Here is a 21365-nt window from a genome sequence, read left to right on the forward strand (position 1 = left end):
ACACCATCAACTGAAGCCGCAATCCCCACATAGCTTGACAATATTTTCATATTTCCTCCATTTTTGTCCTCTCAATCCCCGCTAAACTAGTAACATATCAAAATCGGTCATCTTGCAAGATGTTGTTGGCCGCATGCAATAACCTGACCGCTGGCTGATGGCGGCTCAACCCAGTTATTTACTTGCCGCGCACCTATATGTCGAAATCTATTGGGTATTAATTTTTTATTTTTGCACCGGTGTACATCACCAGACCAATACCATAAAAGGGACTCACCGCCATTATGAAAGCTCAAGCCAAACGCACTTCCCGATTATTGACATTATTGGGGGCAGTGGTGGCGATTATTGTTGCCGTGTTTGTCTGGCGTCATTTCAGTGCAGCCCCGCAGAATATTGCGCCTGGCGTGCAGCCAGCCGCGAGTGGCAGCAGCACCGCGCGCGCAGGGGGAAGACGCAATATGCCAATGCCCCCCGTACAGGCCGCGAGCGCCACCGAACAAGCGGTGCCACGTTATCTCACCGGTTTGGGCACGGTTAGCGCCGCCAATACCGTCACCGTCACCAGCCGAGTTGATGGTCAGCTAATGGCTATCCACTTCACCGAAGGCCAACAGGTTAAAGCCGGTGATTTACTGGTAGAAATTGACCCGCGCCCATACCAAGTTCAACTTACCCAAGCTCAGGGGCAATTGGCCAAAGACCAAGCCACATTGGACAATGCGCGCCGCGATTTGGCCCGCTACCAAAAACTGGCGAAAACCGGCCTGATTTCCCAGCAAGACCTGGATACCCAAAGTGCTTTGGTGCGCCAGAGCGAGGGCAGTGTGAAAGCCGACCAAGGGGCCATCGACAGCGCCCAGCTGCAACTGACCTATAGCCGCATTACCGCGCCCATCTCCGGTAAAGTCGGGCTAAAACAAGTGGATGTCGGCAATTACATTACCAGCGGCAGCGCCACTCCGATTGTGGTGATCACCCAGACACATCCGGTCGATGTGGTCTTTACCCTGCCAGAAAGTGATATTCCCGCCATTATGCAAGCGCAGAAAAATGCAGCAAAAAACCATGCAACGGTGCCGGTTGAAGCGTGGGATCGCACCAATAAACAGTTGCTGGCGCAAGGTTATCTGCTCAGCATTGATAACCAGATTGATACCACCACCGGCACCATTAAGCTGAAAGCCCGCTTTGCCAATGAGGACGACGTGCTGTTCCCCAACCAGTTTGTTAATGCGCGGATCAAAGTAGATTTACTGCAAAATGCCGTGGTGGTGCCCACAGCGGCGGTGCAGATGGGTAATGAGGGCAGCTTTGTCTGGACGCTCAATGATGAAAATAAGGTCAGTAAGCACTTAGTCACCACTGGAATTCAAGATAGCAAACAAGTGGTTATCAGCGCCGGGCTGGATGCGGGTCAGCGCGTGGTGACTGATGGTATTGATCGCCTGACGGAAGGTTTACAGGTTGAAGTGGTGACCCCGCGTTCGGCCGATGCCAGCCACACTAACACGGCGGAAAAGCCAGCGGCGCAGGAGCATGGCACACATCGCCGTGGCGGGAAACCAGCCACTGAGGCAGCGGCTGGCTCAGCTGCGGCTGCGGAGAAATCCTGATGCAAGTGATGCCTCCAACACCCGGTGGCGGGCCATCACGGCTGTTTATCCTGCGCCCGGTGGCCACCACATTATTTATGGTCGCCATTTTGTTGGCGGGGATTATCGGCTACCGCGCCTTGCCAGTTTCCGCTCTGCCCGAGGTGGATTACCCGACGATTCAGGTGGTTACCCTCTACCCCGGTGCGAGCCCGGATGTGGTGACATCCGCCATTACTGCGCCACTCGAGCGCCAGTTTGGTCAGATGTCTGGCTTGAAGCAGATGGCATCACAAAGTTCCGGTGGCGCGTCGGTTATCACCTTGCAATTCCAGCTCACTCTGCCGCTGGATGTGGCCGAGCAGGAAGTGCAGGCGGCGATTAACTCCGCCACTAACTTGCTGCCAAGTGACCTGCCCTATCCCCCAATTTACAGCAAAGTGAATCCGGCCGATCCGCCGATTCTGACACTGGCCGTGACCTCCAGCGCCATTCCGATGACCCAAGTGGAAGACATGGTGGAAACCCGTATTGCGCAGAAAATCTCGCAAGTGAGCGGGGTCGGCTTGGTCACCATTTCTGGCGGCCAGCGCCCAGCGGTGCGGGTCAAACTCAATGCACCGGCGGTCGCGGCACTGGGGCTGGATAGCGAAACCATTCGCACCGCCATCAGCAATGCCAATGTCAACTCGGCTAAAGGTAGCTTGGATGGACCGACCCGCTCGGTCACCCTCTCTGCCAATGATCAGATGAAATCCGCCGAGGATTATCGCGACCTGATTGTGGCTTACCAAAATGGCGCGCCCGTGCGCTTGCAGGATGTCGCCACCATTGAACAGGGCGCAGAAAATAATAAACTGGCTGCTTGGGCCAACACCGAACAGGCGATCGTGCTGAATATTCAGCGCCAGCCGGGGGTTAATGTGATAGCCACAGCCGACAGTATTCGTGAAATGCTGCCGGAGCTGATTAAAAGTTTGCCCAAGTCAGTGAATGTCAAAGTGCTGACCGACCGCACCACCACTATCCGCGCCTCAGTCAGTGATGTGCAGTTTGAATTAATGCTGGCGATTGTCTTGGTGGTGATGGTGATTTACCTGTTCCTGCGTAATGCGGCGGCCACCATTATCCCCAGCATTGCGGTGCCGTTGTCACTGATTGGCACATTCGCCGCAATGTATTTCCTCGGCTTTTCAATCAATAACCTGACACTCATGGCCCTGACTATTGCCACCGGTTTTGTGGTCGATGATGCCATTGTGGTGATTGAAAATATCTCGCGCTATATCGAAAAGGGCGAAAAACCGCTGGATGCGGCGCTAAAAGGGGCCGGTGAGATTGGCTTCACCATTATCTCCCTGACTTTCTCATTGATTGCGGTGTTGATTCCATTGCTATTTATGGGCGATATCGTCGGCCGGTTGTTCCGCGAATTTGCGGTGACATTGGCAGTGGCTATTCTGATTTCAGCGGTGGTCTCCCTGACTTTGACGCCAATGATGTGCGCGCGGATGCTCAGTTATGAATCGCTGCGCAAACAAAACCGCCTGTCGCGCGCCTGCGAAAAGTTTTTTGACTGGGTGATTGCCCATTATGCTGTTGCACTGAAAAAAGTGCTTAAACATCAATGGATAACTTTGGGTGTCGCGGTGAGCACCCTGGTACTGACCGTGTTGCTTTACTTGCTGATCCCCAAAGGCTTTTTCCCATTGCAGGACAATGGCTTAATTCAGGGCACCCTGGAAGCACCGCAATCGGTTTCGTTCAGTAATATGGCTGAACGTCAGCAGCAAGTTGCCGCCATCATCCTCAAAGATCCCGCCGTTGAAAGTCTGACCTCATTTGTTGGGGTCGATGGCACCAATGCCACACTGAACAATGGCCGGTTGCAGATTAACCTTAAGCCATTAAGCAGCCGAGCAGAGCGCATCCCAGAGATAATTACGCGCTTACAGGCCAGTGTGGCCAGCATTCCGGGGATTAAACTCTATCTGCAACCCGTACAAGATTTGACCATTGATACCCAACTGAGCCGCACACAGTATCAATTCACACTGCAGGCGACCTCACTGGAGGAACTAAGCACTTGGGTGCCAAAACTGGTGAGTGAATTGCAGCAACAAGCGCCGTTCCAGGATGTCACCAGCGACTGGCAAGACCAAGGATTGGTGGCGTTTGTCAATGTCGACAGAGACAGCGCCAGCCGGCTGGGGATAACCATGGCCGCTATCGACAGCGCTTTATATAATGCATTCGGCCAACGGCTGATTTCCACGATCTACACCCAAGCCAACCAGTATCGGGTGGTGCTGGAGCATGATGTCAAAGCCACGCCGGGGCTGGCGGCCTTCAATGATATTCGCCTAACTGGCAGTGATGGCAAAGGTGTGCCACTGAGCAGCATTGCCACCATTGAAGAGCGCTTCGGCCCGCTCTCTATCAACCATTTGAATCAGTTCCCGTCAGCCACCATCTCATTCAATCTGGCACCGGGCTATTCTCTGGGTGAAGCAGTGAGCGCGGTGACCCAAGCTGAAAAAACCATCCAGTTGCCTGCCGATATTATGACCCGCTTCCAAGGATCAACATTGGCGTTTCAGGCCGCACTGGGCGGAACGCTGTGGCTGATTATCGCCGCGATTGTGGCGATGTATATCGTGCTCGGTGTGCTGTATGAAAGCTTTATTCATCCGGTCACTATCTTATCAACCCTGCCAACCGCCGGGGTTGGGGCATTGCTGGCCTTGATGTTAACTGGTAATGAGCTGGATGTGATCGCCATCATTGGGATAATCCTGCTTATCGGCATCGTGAAGAAAAACGCCATCATGATGATCGACTTTGCGCTAGCCGCCGAGCGAGATCAGGGCATGACGCCATATGACGCGATTTATCAAGCCTGTTTATTACGTTTTCGCCCCATTCTCATGACCACCTTGGCCGCGCTGTTTGGCGCATTACCGCTGATGCTCAGCACCGGCACCGGGGCTGAATTACGCCAGCCGCTAGGGGTCTGTATGGTCGGCGGGCTAATTGTCAGCCAAGTGCTAACCCTGTTTACCACGCCGGTTATCTATCTGTTGTTCGATAAATTGGCGCGCAACTCCCATGGTAAAAATCGATATCAGCATCAAGATATTGATGCACCAGAATTACCGAGTGGGCGGGAATAGCCGTGAAATTCTTTGCTCTGTTCATCCAGCGGCCGGTCGCGACCACCCTGCTCACGCTGGCCATCACTCTCAGCGGCATTATCGGCTTTAGTTTATTGCCGGTATCGCCGCTGCCACAGGTGGATTATCCGGTGATTGCCGTGAGTGCCTCCATGCCCGGGGCGGATCCGGAAACCATGGCGTCATCCATTGCCACACCACTGGAGCGCGCACTGGGAAGAATCGCCGGGGTCGATGAAATGACCTCAACCAGCTCATTGGGCAGCACGCGGATTATTCTGCAATTTTCTCTCAGCCGCGATATTAATGGCGCGGCGCGTGATGTGCAGGCCGCACTCAATGCGGCGCAAAGTTTGCTTCCCTCCGGGATGCCCAACCGCCCGACCTATCGCAAGATGAACCCGTCGGATGCGCCAATTATGATAATGACCCTGACGTCGGACACCTTCAGTCAGGGTCAATTATATGACTTTGCCTCGACCCAACTGGCGCAAAAAATTGCCCAAACCGAGGGCGTCAGTGATGTAACCGTCGGTGGCAGCTCCCTGCCTGCGGTTCGGGTGGAGCTCAATCCTAGCGCCCTGTTCAATCAGGGGGTGTCACTGGATGCAGTGCGCCAGGCGATCAGCGCCGCTAACGTCCGTCGCCCGCAAGGTTCGATTGCTAACAGTGAGCAACATTGGCAGGTTCAGGCCAATGATGAGATTAAAACTGCCGCGGAGTATCGCCCACTTATCATTCACTACAACAATGGATCGGCGGTGCGCCTACAGGATGTCGCCAATATCGTCGATTCTGTGCAGGATGTGCGCAATGCCGGGATGTCCGATGGCAAGTCGGCCGTGCTGTTGGTGATAAGCCGTGAACCGGGGGCAAATATTATCGCCACCGTCGACCGAATTCGGGCCGAGCTTCCGGCTCTGCGCGCCTCAATTCCGGCCTCGATTCAACTGAATATTGCCCAAGACCGCTCACCGACGATCCGCGCCTCACTGGATGAAGTGGAGCAATCGCTGGTGATCGCCGTGGCATTGGTGATTCTGGTGGTGTTCCTGTTCCTGCGATCAGGCCGCGCCACCTTGATCCCGACGGTGGCGGTGCCGGTTTCGCTGATTGGCACCTTTGCCGCCATGTATCTGTGCGGTTTTAGCCTCAATAACCTGTCACTGATGGCGCTGACCATCGCCACTGGCTTTGTGGTCGACGATGCTATCGTGGTGCTGGAGAACATTTCTCGCCATTTGGAGGCGGGAGTCAAGCCGATGGTAGCCGCTTTACGCGGGGTGCGCGAAGTCGGTTTTACCGTGCTGTCGATGAGTATTTCACTGGTGGCGGTGTTCATTCCGCTGCTGCTGATGGAGGGGCTACCGGGGCGGTTATTCCGTGAGTTTGCCGTCACATTGTCAGTGGCGATTGGTATCTCGCTAGTGATTTCGTTAACCCTGACCCCGATGATGTGCGCCCATTTGCTCCGCGCCCAACCGGCTAGTCAGCAACAACGTATTCGCGGTTTCGGTAAGGTGCTATTAGCTATTCAGCAAGGCTATGGCCGCTCACTCAATTGGGTGCTGGGCCATACGCGCTGGGTGATGGTTGTGCTGCTTTCCACTATTGCCTTGAATGTTTGGCTGTATATCAGCATCCCGAAAACCTTTTTCCCCGAGCAAGATACCGGCCGCATGATGGGCTTTATTCAAGCGGATCAGAGCATTTCGTTCCAGGCGATGCAGCAAAAACTGAAAGATTTTATGAAAATTGTTAGCGCTGATCCGGCGGTTGACAATGTGACTGGATTTACTGGCGGCTCACGCACCAACAGCGGCTCCATGTTTATCTCACTGAAACCATTGAGTGAACGCAGCGAAACCGCCCAACAAGTGATTACCCGGCTGCGGGGCAAACTGGCAAAAGAGCCGGGAGCCAGTCTGTTCCTCTCTCCGGTGCAGGATATTCGCGTCGGTGGCCGTCAATCCAACGCCAGCTATCAATTTACGTTATTAGCGGACGATTTAGCGGCGCTGCGTGAATGGGAGCCGAAAGTCCGGGCCGCCCTGAGTAAGTTACCAGAGCTGGCCGATGTGAACTCCGACCAGCAAGATAAAGGCTCAGAAATGGCCTTAACCTATGATCGCGAAACCATGGCGCGGCTGGGTATTGATGTTTCAGATGCCAATGCCTTGCTCAATAACGCCTTTGGTCAACGGCAGATTTCCACCATTTATCAGCCATTGAACCAATACAAGGTAGTGATGGAAGTCGCGCCTCAATATACGCAGGATGTGAGTTCGCTGGACAAAATGTTTGTCATTAACAGCGAGGGCCGGTCAATTCCACTGTCATATTTCGCCAAGTGGCAACCCGCCAATGCCCCACTGGCGGTGAATCACCAAGGATTATCGGCCGCCTCAACTATCTCATTTAACTTGCCCGATGGCGGCAGCTTGTCTGAGGCGACCGCCGCAGTGGAGCGGGCGATGACGGAACTGGGGGTGCCCGGCACAGTGCGCGGTGTGTTTGCCGGTACCGCGCAAGTATTCCAGGAAACCTTGAAATCTCAGCTGTGGCTGATTATGGCGGCGATCGCCACGGTCTATATTGTGCTCGGGATTTTATATGAAAGTTATGTTCACCCACTGACCATATTATCGACACTGCCCTCGGCTGGGGTCGGGGCGCTATTGGCGCTGGAATTATTCAATGCGCCCTTTAGCCTTATCGCCCTGATTGGCATCATGTTATTGATTGGTATCGTGAAAAAGAACGCCATCATGATGGTCGACTTTGCTCTTGATGCTCAGCGCAATGGCAATCTCAGCGCCCGGGATGCCATTTTCCAAGCCAGTTTGCTGCGCTTTAGGCCGATTTTGATGACCACCTTAGCCGCCCTATTCGGGGCACTACCGCTGGTATTGAGCAGCGGCGATGGTGCGGAATTACGCCAACCGCTCGGGATTACCATTGTCGGCGGGTTGGCGATGAGCCAGTTGCTGACACTGTATACCACTCCGGTGGTTTACCTCTATTTTGACCGGCTGCGCAGCCGCTTTAGCAAAAAGCCGCTGATGAGGTTGGAATAATGGAAAACCCGATAAATTTCAAGACACTGCCAACACTGCGGTGGTTTGAAAAATGACGGGGATGACTCAAGCGACCTCCATCCGCTGGCAACTGTGGATAGTCGCTTTTGGCTTTTTTATGCAGACGCTGGACACCACCATCGTCAACACCGCCCTGCCCTCAATGGCGGCCAGTTTGGGCGAAAATCCGTTGCGCATGCAGTCGGTGATTGTCTCTTATGTGCTGACCGTGGCGGTGATGCTGCCGGCCAGTGGCTGGCTGGCCGATAAAGTGGGGGTTAAATGGATATTCTTCTCGGCCATTATCCTGTTTACTCTCGGCTCCTTGATGTGCGCGCAAGCGGAAACCTTGAACGAGTTAATTTTTTCTCTGGTTATTCAAGGGGTTGGCGGTTCCATGATGGTGCCGGTCGGCCGCCTGACCGTGATGAAAATCGTGCCACGCGAACAATATATGTCGGCCATGGCATTTGTAACCTTGCCCGGTCAGATTGGGCCATTAGTCGGGCCGGCGCTGGGGGGATTTTTGGTCGAATATGCCAGCTGGCACTGGATATTTTTGATCAACTTGCCAGTCGGCGTGGTCGGCACATTAGCCACTTTATGGTTGATGCCCAATTACACTACCCGAACCCGGCGCTTTGATATCAGTGGCTTTATCATGCTGGCTATCGGCATGGCAACATTGACACTGGCATTAGATGGGCATAAAGGTCTGGGCTTGCCGCCACTGGCGATCGCGGGCTTAGTCTTGTGCGCGATATTGGCCCTGGCGGGTTATTGGTGGCATGCCAAAGGTAACAGTTCGGCGCTATTCACACTGCGGTTGTTTAACCACAAATCCTATTCTTTGGGCCTGATCGGCAGCATGAGCGCCCGCATCGGCAGTGGTATGTTGCCCTTTATGACGCCGGTTTTTCTGCAAATTGGGCTGGGGTTTACCCCATTCCATGCAGGATTAATGATGATCCCGATGATTATCGGCAGCATGGGCATGAAGCGAATTATCGTGCGCGTGGTCAACCGCTTCGGTTACCGCCGAGTGCTGGTCAGTGCCACTTTGCTACTGGCGGTCGTCAGCTTGAGTCTCCCGCTGGTGGCGCTGCTGGGGTGGATGCTCCTGCTGCCGGTGGTGTTATTCTTTCAGGGAATGCTTAATGCGCTGCGCTTCTCCACTATGAATACATTGACTCTAAAAGATTTACCCAACCGCTTGGCCAGTAGCGGCAATAGCCTGTTGTCGATGGTTATGCAACTGTCAATGAGCTTGGGGGTCAGTACCGCCGGGATATTGCTCGGTGTATTTGCCCATAATCAGGTCGCGATAAACACCCCGGCGACTCACAGCGCGTTTCTCTACAGTTACCTGTGTATGGCCATTATTATTGCGCTACCAGCCCTGATATTTAACCGCGTGCCACCGGATACAGGCACTAATCGCAACCTATCCCGCCCGCCAGCTAAACCGGCCAACCGATAAAACAGAGGGAGATATCATGAGGGTAGGCATTACCGGAAAACTGTTCATGGCCATCTTCGCCACCTGCATGCTGGTGCTAATTACCATGCACTGGGGGGTTAGAGCCAGTTTCGAGCGCGGTTTTATCGATTATATCAAGCAAAGCAATCAGCAGCGCATAACCATGCTGGGTGATGCCCTCGAGGTGCAATACCAGCACTATGGTAACTGGGATTTTCTGCGCAATAATGACCAGATGATTTATCAAATCATGCGCTCTTTCGAGCAAAGTGGCGACAACAGCCGCAACCTGCCGCCACACGGCTGGCGTGCTCAATTTTGGGTGGTTGATAGCCACAATAACGTGCTAGCTGGCCGTTCTGGCCAGGTGCCCAAAGAGGCTAGCCGCCAACCTATAACGGTGAATAAACAAGTCGTTGGCTGGGTGATGTCGACCCCACCAGAAAAACTGACCCGCAATGCCGACATTAATTTTGACCAGCAACAGCGCCGCACCAGTTGGATTATTGTCGGCTTGTCGACCTTACTGGCCGCCGCAGTCACATGGATTTTATCCCGTGGCATGCTGGCCCCGGTCAAACGGCTGGTGGAGGGCACTCATCGGCTAGCCGCGGGTGATTTCAGTGCTCGAGTGGCAGTCAGTAGCCGGGATGAGCTGGGCCGCTTGGCACAGGATTTTAACCAACTTGCCAGCTCATTGGAGAAAAATGAGCAGATGCGGCGCGACTTTATGGCCGATGTTTCCCACGAGCTGCGCACCCCACTGGCGGTATTGCGCGGTGAGCTGGAGGCGTTGCAAGATGGTGTGCGCGCACCAACACCGGAGTCATTAGTCTCGCTACAAGCTGAAGTCGGGATATTAACCAAGCTGGTGAATGACTTACACCAATTATCGCTCTCTGACCGGGGGGCGCTGGCTTACCGCAAAACCCAACTGGATGCCACCCGCCTGCTGCAAATTGCCATCGCCAGCTTCCGCGGCCGTTTTGACAGCAAAAACATCACCATCACCGCCCAATTGCCAGAACAGGCGGTGATGTTTGGCGACCCCGACCGGTTAAATCAACTGTTTCACAACTTGCTGGAAAATAGCCTGCGCTACACCAATGATGGCGGCCGGTTAGCAATTACGGCACAGCAGGAAGAACAGACATTAACACTCTGCTGGCAAGACAGTAAGCCGGGGCTTAACGACGAGCAGTTGCAACGTATTTTTGAACGTTTTTATCGCACTGAAAACTCGCGTAACCGCGCCAGTGGTGGCTCGGGGCTGGGTTTGGCGATTTGCCATAATATTGTCGAAGCCCATGGTGGGAAAATCAGTGCTGAACATTCACCTATGGGTGGCTTGCGGATTACGGTAGTATTTCCGCTATTCCATTCACTAGGGTAATTCATTTCATGCAACAACAGCTTCAGTCTGGCACCGTATTGATTGTTGAAGATGAGCCCAAGCTCGGCCAGCTCTTGGTCGATTACCTACAAGCCGCGGGTTACCATACCCAGTGGCTCACTAACGGCGCAGAAGTGGTGGCCGCAGTTCGTCAGGCACCGCCAGCTATCATCTTGCTGGATCTCATGTTGCCGGGCAGTGATGGCATCAGTATTTGCCGTGAAATTCGCCGTTTTTCTGATGTTCCTATCATGATGGTCACCGCGAAAACAGAAGAGATCGACCGGTTACTGGGGCTGGAAATTGGAGCGGATGATTATATCTGCAAGCCTTATAGCCCACGGGAAGTGGTCGCGCGGGTAAAAACTATCCTGCGCCGCTGCCAACAACAGCGCGAGCAACCCAGTGATAATGCGCCACTGCTGATTGATGAATCGCGCTTTCAAGCCAGTTATCAAGGCCACCTGCTGGAGCTGACCCCGGCTGAGTTTCGTCTGCTGAAAATTCTGGCAACCCAACCGGGGCATGTTTTTAGCCGTGAGCAGCTGCTCAATAACCTGTATGACGATTACCGCGTAGTGACTGACCGCACTATCGACAGCCACATTAAAAACTTGCGCCGTAAATTAGAATCTCTTGATGGTGAGAAGCCATTCATTCGCGCGGTTTATGGAATGGGCTATCGCTGGGAAGCAGAGATTTGCCGGTTACTGTAATTTTCCTTCACAATATTGGCATTATGTTGGGGGTGCCCTCCATTCCGGCCAAGCTTGACTACACTCATAGGAGGTATCACCACCAACAGGAGAAATACTATGGCCACAGGTCATTATGAGATTAAGAAGGCAAAGAATGGACAGTACTTTTTTACGCTAAAAGCCAGTAATGGTGAAATTATTCTCACCAGTGAGATGTATGCCAGCAAGGCCTCCACTGAAAACGGCATATCATCAGTGCAAAGTAACTCCCCGCTCGAAAACCAATATGAGCTGAAGCACAACACCAAAAATGAGCCTTATTTTGTGTTGAAAGCGAAAAACCATCAGGTTATTGGTGTCAGCGAATTCTACAGCTCCGAAACTGCGGCTAAAAATGGCATTGCCTCTGTGATGAAAAATGGCCCAACAACAATCATTAAAGATTTAACGCTGTAACCTTATTGATTAGATAGCAATATTTTACTGACCTATTTTTGTACCCAATAGATTTCAAGGTGTAGGAAGGCGGCAAATAAGTGGCAAATGGGTCGCAGGCCGATTTGAACAGCATTGATGCTAACCCCGCCACCAGACCTGTAATTTGAAAGATAATGGCGACACGCGCGGGGCTACTGACCGCGCTTATTACCCCTCAAATTGATCCAGATCATTTAAACCTTACAAAGATTGTGCAATGGCTGATTTTCAAAGTTGCCAAGGTTACAATCCCCGGCTTTTAGCCACCCCCCTCGGGCGTGGTTCTGACTTGAACTCAGACTGAGAGCCGCTATATGTCGTTAACAAAATCGTCATCATCAACATCTGGTGCAAATCTGCCTTTTACCCCGGAATTACTCTCCCCAGCCGGTACCCTTAAAAATATGCGCTATGCCTTTGCTTATGGCGCAGATGCGGTTTATGCCGGTCAGCCGCGCTATAGCCTGCGGGTACGGAATAATGAATTCAACCATGAGAATCTGGCCTTAGGTATTCAGGAGGCACATGCTTTGGGTAAGCGCTTTTATGTGGTGGTCAATATTGCGCCCCATAACTCAAAGCTGAAAACCTTCCTGCGCGACTTAAAACCGGTGATTGATATGGGGCCAGATGCCCTGATTATGTCTGATCCGGGTTTGATTATGATGGTGCGCGAGGCATTCCCTCAGATGGATATCCACCTGTCGGTGCAAGCCAATGCAGTGAACTGGGCCACCGTCAAATTCTGGCAGCAAATGGGGCTGACCCGGGTGATTCTTTCCCGTGAACTATCACTGGAGGAAATCGCTGAAATCCGCGCACAAGTGCCGGATATGGAACTGGAAATATTTGTCCACGGCGCACTGTGCATGGCTTATTCCGGCCGTTGCCTGCTCTCCGGTTATATCAATAAGCGCGATCCGAATCAGGGAACATGCACCAATGCCTGTCGCTGGGAATATAATGTCCAGCAGGGTAAAGAAGATGATATTGGTAATATCGTGCATGTCCACCAGCCTATTGCGGTGAAGAATGTTGAGCCCACCTTGGGTATCGGCGCGCCGACTGACAAAGTATTTATGATAGAAGAAGCCCAACGCCCTGGTGAGTATATGACCGCCACTGAAGATGAGCACGGCACTTATATCATGAATTCCAAAGACCTACGTGCTATTCAGCATGTGGAGCGCCTGACCCAGATGGGAGTGCATTCGCTGAAAATTGAGGGGCGCACTAAGTCATTTTATTATTGCGCCCGTACGGCGCAGGTTTATCGCCGCGCCATTGATGACGCCGTGGCCGGTAAACCTTTCGACCCGACGTTACTGACCACATTGGAGGGTCTGGCTCACCGCGGTTACACCGAAGGTTTCCTGCGCCGTCATGCCCATGAAGAGCAGCAAACCTATGAATATGGCTATTCTGTTTCGGAGCGCCAGCAATTTGTCGGCGAGTTTACCGGTGTGCGCCGTGATGGTTTGGCTGAGGTGGTGGTCAAAAATAAATTCTCGGTCGGTGACAGTGTTGAACTGATGACTCCCAGCGGTAATATCCAGTTTACCCTTGAAAGTATGCAGGATAAAAAAGGCCAACCGGTGGATATCGCACCGGGTAATGGGCATATCATGTATTTACCCATTCCACAGGACATTAATGTGGAATATGGCTTACTGATACGGAATCTGAATGGGACAAATAGCCGCAATCCCCATGAAAAAGCATAAAAAAGTGCAATAACAAATAATGCCATCACCAAGATGGCATTTTTAGCAAATATTAGAAATGGATCACATCAATTATAATAACACTGGGGTAGGATAGCTTGAGTACAATCAAGAACTAAAAAAGTTTTAAAGCAAGACTAGGAACCACCTCCTTGGCTAGCCCAATCTCCCTTGGGCTGGCCTTTTCTTTTTATGACCATAACCATTTGATTATAAGTGACTTTCATCACGCCTTTATTATTAATGATTCTTGTTATGCAGTGAGATAATAATAAGAATAGCCGCATATTATGAATAATCCTATCCTAAATAAAATTTATCTTAGCTAAATAAGTACTCCTGTAAAAATAAAACCTCTTTTTATTAAGACCAACAATTACTGATATTCTCCATTATTTGTTGAATAATCTGATAGATAAATTAAACAATTATGGGTTACTGTTACTCTTATTGCAGAAATGATCTGGAGCAAGTTATGACCTCAATGCCACATACTCTTCTTATCCTCAATGGCAAAGAAGCGGGTAACCAAGATGTTCGCAATGCAGTCAAAAACTTGCGTGATGAGGGGGTCACTCTTCATGTTCGCGTAACATGGGAGCAAGGTGATGCCAAACGCTATGTCGAAGAAGCAGCAGTGCTGGCCGTCGAGACGGTGATTGCGGGTGGCGGTGACGGCACGATTAATGAGGTTGCCAGCGCGCTGATAACCTTGCCTAAGGAGAAGCGCCCCAGCTTAGGAATCCTGCCGCTGGGCACCGCCAATGATTTTGCCACCAGCTGTAGCATCCCTGCGCAAATAGAAAATGCCTTGCAGCTGGCGGTTAAAGGTCGGGAAGTGGCCATTGATATGGCGCAGGTGAATGACAAACACTATTTTATCAATATGGCCACCGGGGGTTTTGGGACACGCATTACCACGGAGACGCCGGACAAACTCAAGGCGGTGTTGGGCGGCGCATCTTACTTTATTCATGGCCTGATGCGCATGGATACCATTAAAGCCGACAGTTGTGAAATTCGCGGCCCTGATTTCGAGTGGTCTGGCGATGCATTAGTCATTGGTATTGGCAATGGCAGACAAGCCGGTGGTGGGCAGCCTCTGTGCCCCGATGCACTGATTAATGACGGCCTATTACAATTACGTTTGTTGATAGCAGAAGAGTTGCTTCCTGCCCTACTGGCCAGTGTCTTTAGTGGTGAGAAAAACAAAAATGTGATTGAGACATCACTACCTTGGCTTGAAATCACTGCTCCACATGACATCACCTTTAATCTTGATGGCGAACCTCTGTCAGGAAAAAACTTTCGTATTGAAGTTATCCCCAATGCCATTCAGTGCCGCCTTCCACCAAATTGCGAGCTGCTAGGTTAACTATTCTTATCTGGGCTAACAATGATTAGCCCATGATTATCCTCAATTTTATTACCTCCCGCGCCCCTCAGTCTACCTCGGTTAGAATTCGGCCATAGTTTAATCCTCTGTATTTTTCATACAAAAAACTTTCATTTCAGTTCAATTTTCTTTTATTTCTAATATTCACTTTGAAAGGTTTATCTTTCAAAGTGTGATCTACATGCAATAAATAGATCTAAAAAATGATTATGGTAGTGCACGTGGCGACAAACAAGATGCTGAAGTTCATGCTGATACCTCAGTGTTTTGACCCCGCTTTAGCACGCGGAACATTACATTTATCTTTAATAACAAAATTTTATAAAAACAGCCATAACCTCGATTACAGGAGAAACAGAATGATTGAACTTATAACCCATGGAGCCGAGTGGTTTATCGGGCTCTTCCAAAAAGGGGGAGAAGTTTTTGTTGGCATGGTCACCGGGATTTTACCTTTATTAATTAGTTTGTTAGTCATCATGAATGCGCTGATCAAATTTGTCGGTCAAGACAGAATTGAACGTTTGGCACAGCGCTGCGCGGGTAACCCTGTTTCCCGTTATCTGTTATTGCCACTGGTTGGTACCTTTGTATTCTGTAACCCAATGACATTAAGTCTTGGGCGCTTTATGCCCGAAAAATATAAACCCAGCTATTACGCGGCGGCGTCATACAGCTGCCACTCAATGAATGGTTTGTTCCCACACATTAACCCGGGCGAGTTGTTCGTTTACCTCGGTATTGCCAGTGGTTTAACCACACTGGGCCTGCCATTAGGCCCATTGGCGGTGAGCTACTTCTTGGTCGGGTTGGTCACCAACTTCTTCCGCGGCTGGATTACTGATCTGACGACGTCCATTTTTGAACGCAAAATGGGCATCCGCCTGGACCGTAACGTACAACTTTAATATTTAATTCAAATACATACTGTGTGGAGCAGATCATGAGTGAATTTATCCGGATTGAAAAAGGCGAAGGCGGTTGGGGTGGCCCATTAGAGTTGCCAGTCGTCCCCGGCAAAAAGATTGTCTATATCACTGCCGGTACTCGCCCGGCCATTATTGACCGCATTAGTGAATTGACGGGCTGGGAAGCGGTTGATGGATTCAAAGAAGGCGAGCCGCCGGCTGAAGAAATCGCCGTCGCAATTATTGACTGTGGTGGCACCCTGCGCTGTGGCTTGTACCCGAAACGCCGTATACCAACCGTCAACATCCATTCAACCGGTCAATCTGGGCCAATGGCGAAATACATTCTGGAAGATATCTATGTTTCCGGTGTTCGTGAAAAAAACATTCAGAAAATCAGTAAAACCGACAGTGCAGCAGCAGCCTCTAACACTGAATCCCCAGTAGAAACCGCCCCTAAAGCGGTAGAAACCGCCGCGGCCAAAAATGGCCGTGATTACGACACCACTAAAAAAATCACCGAGCAAAGTGACGGTTTACTGGCAAAAGTGGGCATGGGCATGGGTTCTGTGGTTGCCGTGTTCTTCCAGTCGGGCCGCGACACCATTGATACTGTACTGAAGACCATCCTGCCGTTTATGGCCTTCGTCTCGGCATTAATCGGCATCATCATGGCATCCGGTTTAGGTGACTTTATTGCTCACGGCTTAACACCGCTGGCCAGCAGCCCGATTGGGTTAGTGCTCTTGGCACTGATTTGCTCCTTCCCATTGCTGTCACCGTTCTTAGGCCCAGGGGCCGTTATTGCACAAGTTATCGGGGTATTGGTTGGGGTACAAATTGGTTTGGGAAATATCCCACCACAATTGGCCCTGCCAGCGCTATTTGCGATCAATGCTCAGGCGGCGTGTGACTTTATCCCAGTCGGTCTATCTCTGGCAGAAGCGAAGCAAGATACCGTGCGCGTGGGGGTGCCGTCCGTGTTGGTGGGCCGCTTCCTGACCGGTGCGCCGACAGTATTGATTGCTTGGGCAGCATCAGCCTTTATTTATCAGTAAAACATTATCAATAAGACCACAGCACTAGATTTTCTGTAATACATTCAACGGTTAAGGATGTACGTATGAATACAATTTATCAGACAACCATTATCAATATCGGTGACAGCGCCCGCGAGGCGCTGCTGGATGACATGCTCATCACCTTCCGCGAGGGGGCACCTAAGGATATTGAAGAGTTCTGTTTTATCCACCAGCACAGCACCACCGATGGGGAATTACAGGCGGGCAACATTATGGAACTGGCCGAGCAGCGCTATGTCATCACCGCCGTAGGGGACGTGGCGACACAGAATCTGCGCGAACTGGGCCATGTCACCATTCGTTTTAATGGTGATGAGCAGCCCGAGTTCCCTGGCTCCATCCATGTCATCGGCCCGACACCGGCGGATATCCCGGTCGGCAGCGCGTTGAAATTTATTCGCTAACTTATTTATTCATTTATATCCGACGTCATTGGAGTTGCAGTTAACACGGCTGCAACTCCAAGTACCGAGGATAAATTGGGAGGTCGTTATGTCACAAGTAGCAGTAGTGATTGGTGGTGGACAAACTCTGGGCGCGTTTTTGTGCCATGGTCTGGCCGAAGCAGGGTATAAAGTGGCGGTTGCTGACTTAAATTCCGACAATGCCCAGTTGGTCGCCGAGCAGATTAATGCTGAATATGGTGCAGGCAGCGCACAAGGTTTTCAGGTTGATGCAACCCATGAAAGCAGTGTGCAAATGTTGGCTAAAGCAGTCGATCAGCATTTCCATCAAACAAATCTGCTGGTTTACAGTGCCGGTATTGCCAAGGCCGCGCCTATCACTGATTTCCCGCTGGATGATTTTGACCGCTCACTGCAAGTGAACCTGGTCGGTTATTTCTTATGTGCGCGTGAATTCTCCCGCCTAATGATCCGTGATGGTATTGCCGGACGCATCATCCAAATCAATTCTAAATCAGGCAAAGTGGGCAGCAAACACAACTCTGGTTATAGTGCAGCAAAATTTGGCGGAGTGGGTTTGACACAGTCATTAGCACTGGATTTGGCTGATTACGGCATCACCGTGCATTCACTGATGTTAGGAAATCTGTTGAAATCGCCGATGTTCCAGTCACTTTTACCGCAGTATGCCGCTAAGTTGGGTATCAAGCCGGAAGAAGTTGAAAAATACTATACCGATAAAGTCCCGCTAAAACGTGGCTGTGATTATCAGGATGTTCTGAATACTCTGCTATTCTACGCCAGTGATAAAGCCGCGTATTGTACCGGCCAATCAATTAACATTACCGGCGGGCAAGTGATGTTTTAAAGCAATAGATTGTCAAGCCCGGCCACTGACTCGCACCAGTGGCGCGGGTGACAAATCTGCCCACTGCAGCCAACACCACAGAGGCGTCAAGACAAAAGGGTAAATTATGTCTCCTACATCCGCACTGATCAGTATTGTTATCATCGCCTGGGTACTTCAGATCTTGCTCGGATGGTGGCAAATCAACCGCTTTAACCGTGCTTTTGATAGGCTCTGCCAGCACAGTAAATCAGTCGGTGTCGGCCGCTCTGGTGGTCGTTTTAAACCCAGAGTCGTGATGGCGCTGGCTTTTGATCAAGATATGCGTGTCAGTGACAGCATGATCATGCGGGGCATCAGTGTTTTTGCCCGGCCTCGCACATTACCGCAGCTCCATGGGTTACATCAGCAGGATTTAATCCCGGATGTGATCTTCCCTACGGATACAGCATGTCAAACTGCACTATCATTAGCGATTAAACCGAAATCATGATATTTTCACAATGAAAGTTATTCTTTTTCATGTAAAAGTTATGCCTGAAAAAGAGGCAATGGAAATACTTGAGCAGGAATCGTTATGAAACCAAAGCAGCGACAAGTCGCTATCCTGGAATATCTCCAGCAGCACGGTAAAACGGCAGTTGATCAACTTGCCGCCCATTTTTCGACCACCGGCACCACAATCCGCAAAGATTTGACGAGTCTTGAAAATGAAGGGGCGGTTATCCGTACCTACGGCGGAGTGGTATTAAATCGCGATGATGTAGAGCAACCCATTGATCGTAAAACTCATATTAATACCGAGAAGAAAAAACAAATCGCTAAAGCGGCAAGTCAACTGATTAAAGATGGCGATAGTCTGGTTTTTGATGCCGGCAGCACGGTACTGCAAATGGTGCCGCACCTGACCAAGTTCAACAATATTACGGTGATGACCAACAGCTTGCATATCGTCAATGAGTTGGTTGAGCTGGATAATGATCAGACAATCTTGATGCCCGGCGGCACTTACCGTAAGGGTTCAGCCTCTTTTCATGGCAGCCTGGCTGAATCTGCCTTTGATAACTTTAGCTTCGATAAGCTGTTTATCGGCGCAGATGGTGTTGATTTAAAGGCTGGTGTCACCACGTTTAACGAAGTTTATCACGTCAGTACCGCCATGTGTCGCGCCGCCAGCCGCATCATTCTGCTGGTCGACTCTTCCAAATTTGGCCGTAAAAGCCCCAATGTCGTTTGTCCGCTAAGTGCCGTCGATACCCTGATTACCGATAAAGGTATTAGTGACGAGTATTTGCAGGAATTACAGAAAATGGGCATTAACATCATTCTGGTAGATAAAGATGACTAATCCATTGCTGACCTATGCCCGTGAAACCTTAGAAATTGAGCTAACAGAAGCCCAGCGCTTGTTATCACGTTTGGATGATAATTTTGTGCAAGCTTGTGAATTATTGCTCGCCTGCACCGGCAAAGCGGTGGTTTCTGGTATGGGTAAATCCGGCCATATTGGTAAAAAGATTGCCGCTTCACTGGCCAGCACCGGGACGCCAGCCTTTTTTGTTCATCCCGCCGAAGCATTGCACGGCGATTTAGGCATGATTAGCCCACAAGATGTGCTGATTTTTATCTCATACTCAGGGCGGGCCAAAGAACTGGATTTGATTTTGCCATTGCTGGCAGACAGCCATATTCCAGTGATTGCCATCACCGGGGGTAAGGAGTCGCCATTAGCACTTGGGGCGGCGTGTGTACTGGATATCAGTGTGGAGCATGAAGCCTGCCCGATGGGGCTAGCGCCGACATCAAGTGCTGTCAACACCTTGATGATGGGTGATGCGCTGGCTATGGCATTAATGCGTCATCGTGGTTTCAATGCTGAAGACTTTGCTCGCTCGCACCCCGGTGGCAGCTTGGGCGCGCGGTTACTCAACCGAGTTCATCATTTAATGAGAACCGGTGACCGTTTGCCCATGGTGAATGAGTCAGACAGTGTCATGGAGGCCATGCTGGAACTGAGCCGCACCGGATTAGGGCTGGTAGCGGTGTGTGACGCAAACCAACGGGTCGTCGGGGTGTTCACTGATGGTGATTTACGCCGCTGGTTAGTCAAAGGCGGCACCCTGCAACAACCACTAGGGGGCGCGATAACTCGCCCAGGATACCGATTGCCAGAGCAATGGCGGGCGGGCGAAGCTTTGGAAGCACTGCATCAGCATCATATTAGTGCCGCGCCAGTGGTTAACCTTGATGGGAAGTTAGTGGGTGCTATCAACCTGCATGACTTGCATCAAGCAGGTATCGGCTAATATTCTCATCATCTCTCCCGTTGCAGGTAGGTTGCCATTTTCCTGCAACTGGAGCAAAGCATCAAAAATCAGTGCCAGTTAGGGTCTTGCTCTAATTGCTTTTTCAGCATGGCTTGAGCACTCTCACTTGGGCGGCCCAACCATTGATAAGTAGCAAATTTACTTGGATTATCAAGTGCCTCAGGTTTGTTGTCTACTGAAACTCGCATCCCCCACGCCTGCCAAACTTGCTTTTTATCCCGGCTGAAAGCAACCCACATAAAATGATTACTGCAATCATGGGGTTTACAAATCCGCCCCACTTTATATTGCTGCCCTTCCCAGTTTATTACCTCATACGGCGCGGATGTCCCGACACCTTTACGCGCCCATGCCGGCAAATTTTTCTGGCTCTTGACCATTTTTTGCCAGCTATTTTTATACACTGGCTGTTGTAAAAGGTCGGCGGCGGTAGGAAGAGGTTTAGTTTCGACCGGCTGAACCGGCGTCGGGCCTGATGAGGACGCGGCAATAATTGCCGCCGGCTGCGCGAAAGCCCAGGAACAGGCACTGAGTATCGCCGCAGCAACAAGACAATGGCGGGTTTTGTGACCTTTCATTATCGAAAATCCTTATTATCTGATTAATCTACTCGCCAGGCATTCAACTGGCCTCGGTGCAACAAATTTGCATGCGTGATATTAGTTTGCATGTCTATGACTCTTAACTGTAGAAAAAGTTGATCCATAGCACGAATTTTCATCCCAATTCTCGTTATAGCGCAATCTGTATGACAGCTTGATGTAAGATATAAACCAGACAATCT

17 protein-coding genes are annotated in these 21365 nt (G+C 50.8%); 16 read left to right on the forward strand and 1 reads right to left on the reverse strand.

Translation table 11 applies throughout. The features are described from left to right. Nucleotides 1–284 precede the first annotated feature (284 nt). The 16 genes from D5F51_RS15885 (at nt 285) to gutQ (ending at nt 20560) form a co-directional block, all read left to right on the forward strand. Complete coding sequence (locus D5F51_RS15885) at nt 285–1616, forward strand: MdtA/MuxA family multidrug efflux RND transporter periplasmic adaptor subunit (RefSeq protein ID WP_129197799.1); 1332 nt, start codon at nt 285–287, stop codon at nt 1614–1616. Then, nucleotides 1616–4768 carry an MdtB/MuxB family multidrug efflux RND transporter permease subunit gene (locus tag D5F51_RS15890; RefSeq protein ID WP_129197801.1) on the forward strand — a complete coding sequence of 1051 codons (3153 nt, stop codon included), beginning with the start codon at nt 1616–1618 and terminating at the stop codon, nt 4766–4768. Before D5F51_RS15885 ends, D5F51_RS15890 begins: the two co-directional genes overlap by 1 nt. Nucleotides 4769–4770: 2 nt before the next feature. Then, a complete protein-coding gene (mdtC, locus tag D5F51_RS15895; RefSeq protein WP_129197803.1) occupies nt 4771–7845 on the forward strand; it encodes a multidrug efflux RND transporter permease subunit MdtC in 3075 nt (1024 codons plus the stop codon). A 52-nt stretch (nt 7846–7897) separates the two neighbouring features. Beyond that, nucleotides 7898–9325, forward strand: coding sequence for an MFS transporter (gene mdtD / locus D5F51_RS15900; RefSeq protein ID WP_162301759.1), 1428 nt, complete (start codon nt 7898–7900; stop codon nt 9323–9325). Between the two features lie 16 nt (nt 9326–9341). Further along, nucleotides 9342–10718, forward strand: a complete 1377-nt coding sequence (baeS, locus tag D5F51_RS15905; RefSeq protein ID WP_129197805.1) for an envelope stress sensor histidine kinase BaeS — start codon at nt 9342–9344, stop codon at nt 10716–10718. 8 nt (nt 10719–10726) lie between these two features. Beyond that, complete coding sequence (gene baeR, locus D5F51_RS15910; RefSeq protein ID WP_025379173.1) at nt 10727–11434, forward strand: envelope stress response regulator BaeR; 708 nt, start codon at nt 10727–10729, stop codon at nt 11432–11434. Between the two features lie 99 nt (nt 11435–11533). After that, the gene (locus D5F51_RS15915) at nt 11534–11872 is read left to right on the forward strand and encodes a YegP family protein (RefSeq protein ID WP_129197807.1); all 339 of its coding nucleotides are present in this window, start codon (nt 11534–11536) and stop codon (nt 11870–11872) included. 335 nt (nt 11873–12207) lie between these two features. After that, nucleotides 12208–13617, forward strand: coding sequence for a prephenate-dependent tRNA uridine(34) hydroxylase TrhP (trhP, locus tag D5F51_RS15920; protein WP_129197808.1), 1410 nt, complete (start codon nt 12208–12210; stop codon nt 13615–13617). Nucleotides 13618–14101: 484 nt separating this feature from the next. Further along, nucleotides 14102–14992 carry a lipid kinase YegS gene (yegS, locus tag D5F51_RS15925; RefSeq protein ID WP_129199399.1) on the forward strand — a complete coding sequence of 297 codons (891 nt, stop codon included), beginning with the start codon at nt 14102–14104 and terminating at the stop codon, nt 14990–14992. A 380-nt stretch (nt 14993–15372) separates the two neighbouring features. Further along, nucleotides 15373–15921, forward strand: coding sequence for a PTS glucitol/sorbitol transporter subunit IIC (gene srlA / locus D5F51_RS15930; protein WP_025379177.1), 549 nt, complete (start codon nt 15373–15375; stop codon nt 15919–15921). A 35-nt stretch (nt 15922–15956) separates the two neighbouring features. After that, nucleotides 15957–16979, forward strand: a complete 1023-nt coding sequence (gene srlE / locus D5F51_RS15935) for a PTS glucitol/sorbitol transporter subunit IIB (RefSeq protein WP_129197809.1) — start codon at nt 15957–15959, stop codon at nt 16977–16979. Between the two features lie 65 nt (nt 16980–17044). Next, the gene (srlB, locus tag D5F51_RS15940) at nt 17045–17407 is read left to right on the forward strand and encodes a PTS glucitol/sorbitol transporter subunit IIA (RefSeq protein WP_025379179.1); all 363 of its coding nucleotides are present in this window, start codon (nt 17045–17047) and stop codon (nt 17405–17407) included. Nucleotides 17408–17495: 88 nt separating this feature from the next. Further along, the gene (srlD, locus tag D5F51_RS15945; RefSeq protein WP_129197810.1) at nt 17496–18275 is read left to right on the forward strand and encodes a sorbitol-6-phosphate dehydrogenase; all 780 of its coding nucleotides are present in this window, start codon (nt 17496–17498) and stop codon (nt 18273–18275) included. A 106-nt stretch (nt 18276–18381) separates the two neighbouring features. Beyond that, nucleotides 18382–18747 (forward strand): transcriptional regulator GutM, encoded by a 366-nt coding sequence (gutM, locus tag D5F51_RS15950; RefSeq protein WP_025379181.1) that lies wholly within the window; start codon nt 18382–18384, stop codon nt 18745–18747. 84 nt (nt 18748–18831) lie between these two features. After that, on the forward strand, nt 18832–19602 hold the full coding sequence (gene srlR / locus D5F51_RS15955; protein WP_025379182.1) for a glucitol operon DNA-binding transcriptional repressor SrlR: 771 nt from the start codon (nt 18832–18834) through the stop codon (nt 19600–19602). After that, complete coding sequence (gutQ, locus tag D5F51_RS15960; protein ID WP_129197811.1) at nt 19595–20560, forward strand: arabinose-5-phosphate isomerase GutQ; 966 nt, start codon at nt 19595–19597, stop codon at nt 20558–20560. Before srlR ends, gutQ begins: the two co-directional genes overlap by 8 nt. A gap of 68 nt (nt 20561–20628) precedes the next feature. Here gutQ and D5F51_RS15970 read toward each other — a convergent pair whose 3' ends face one another. Further along, nucleotides 20629–21159 carry an inhibitor of vertebrate lysozyme family protein gene (locus D5F51_RS15970; RefSeq protein WP_129197812.1) on the reverse strand — a complete coding sequence of 177 codons (531 nt, stop codon included), beginning with the start codon at nt 21157–21159 and terminating at the stop codon, nt 20629–20631. Nucleotides 21160–21365: the final 206 nt, after the last annotated feature.

The organism is Yersinia hibernica (genome assembly GCF_004124235.1).
GTDB classification, from domain to species: domain Bacteria; phylum Pseudomonadota; class Gammaproteobacteria; order Enterobacterales; family Enterobacteriaceae; genus Yersinia; species Yersinia hibernica.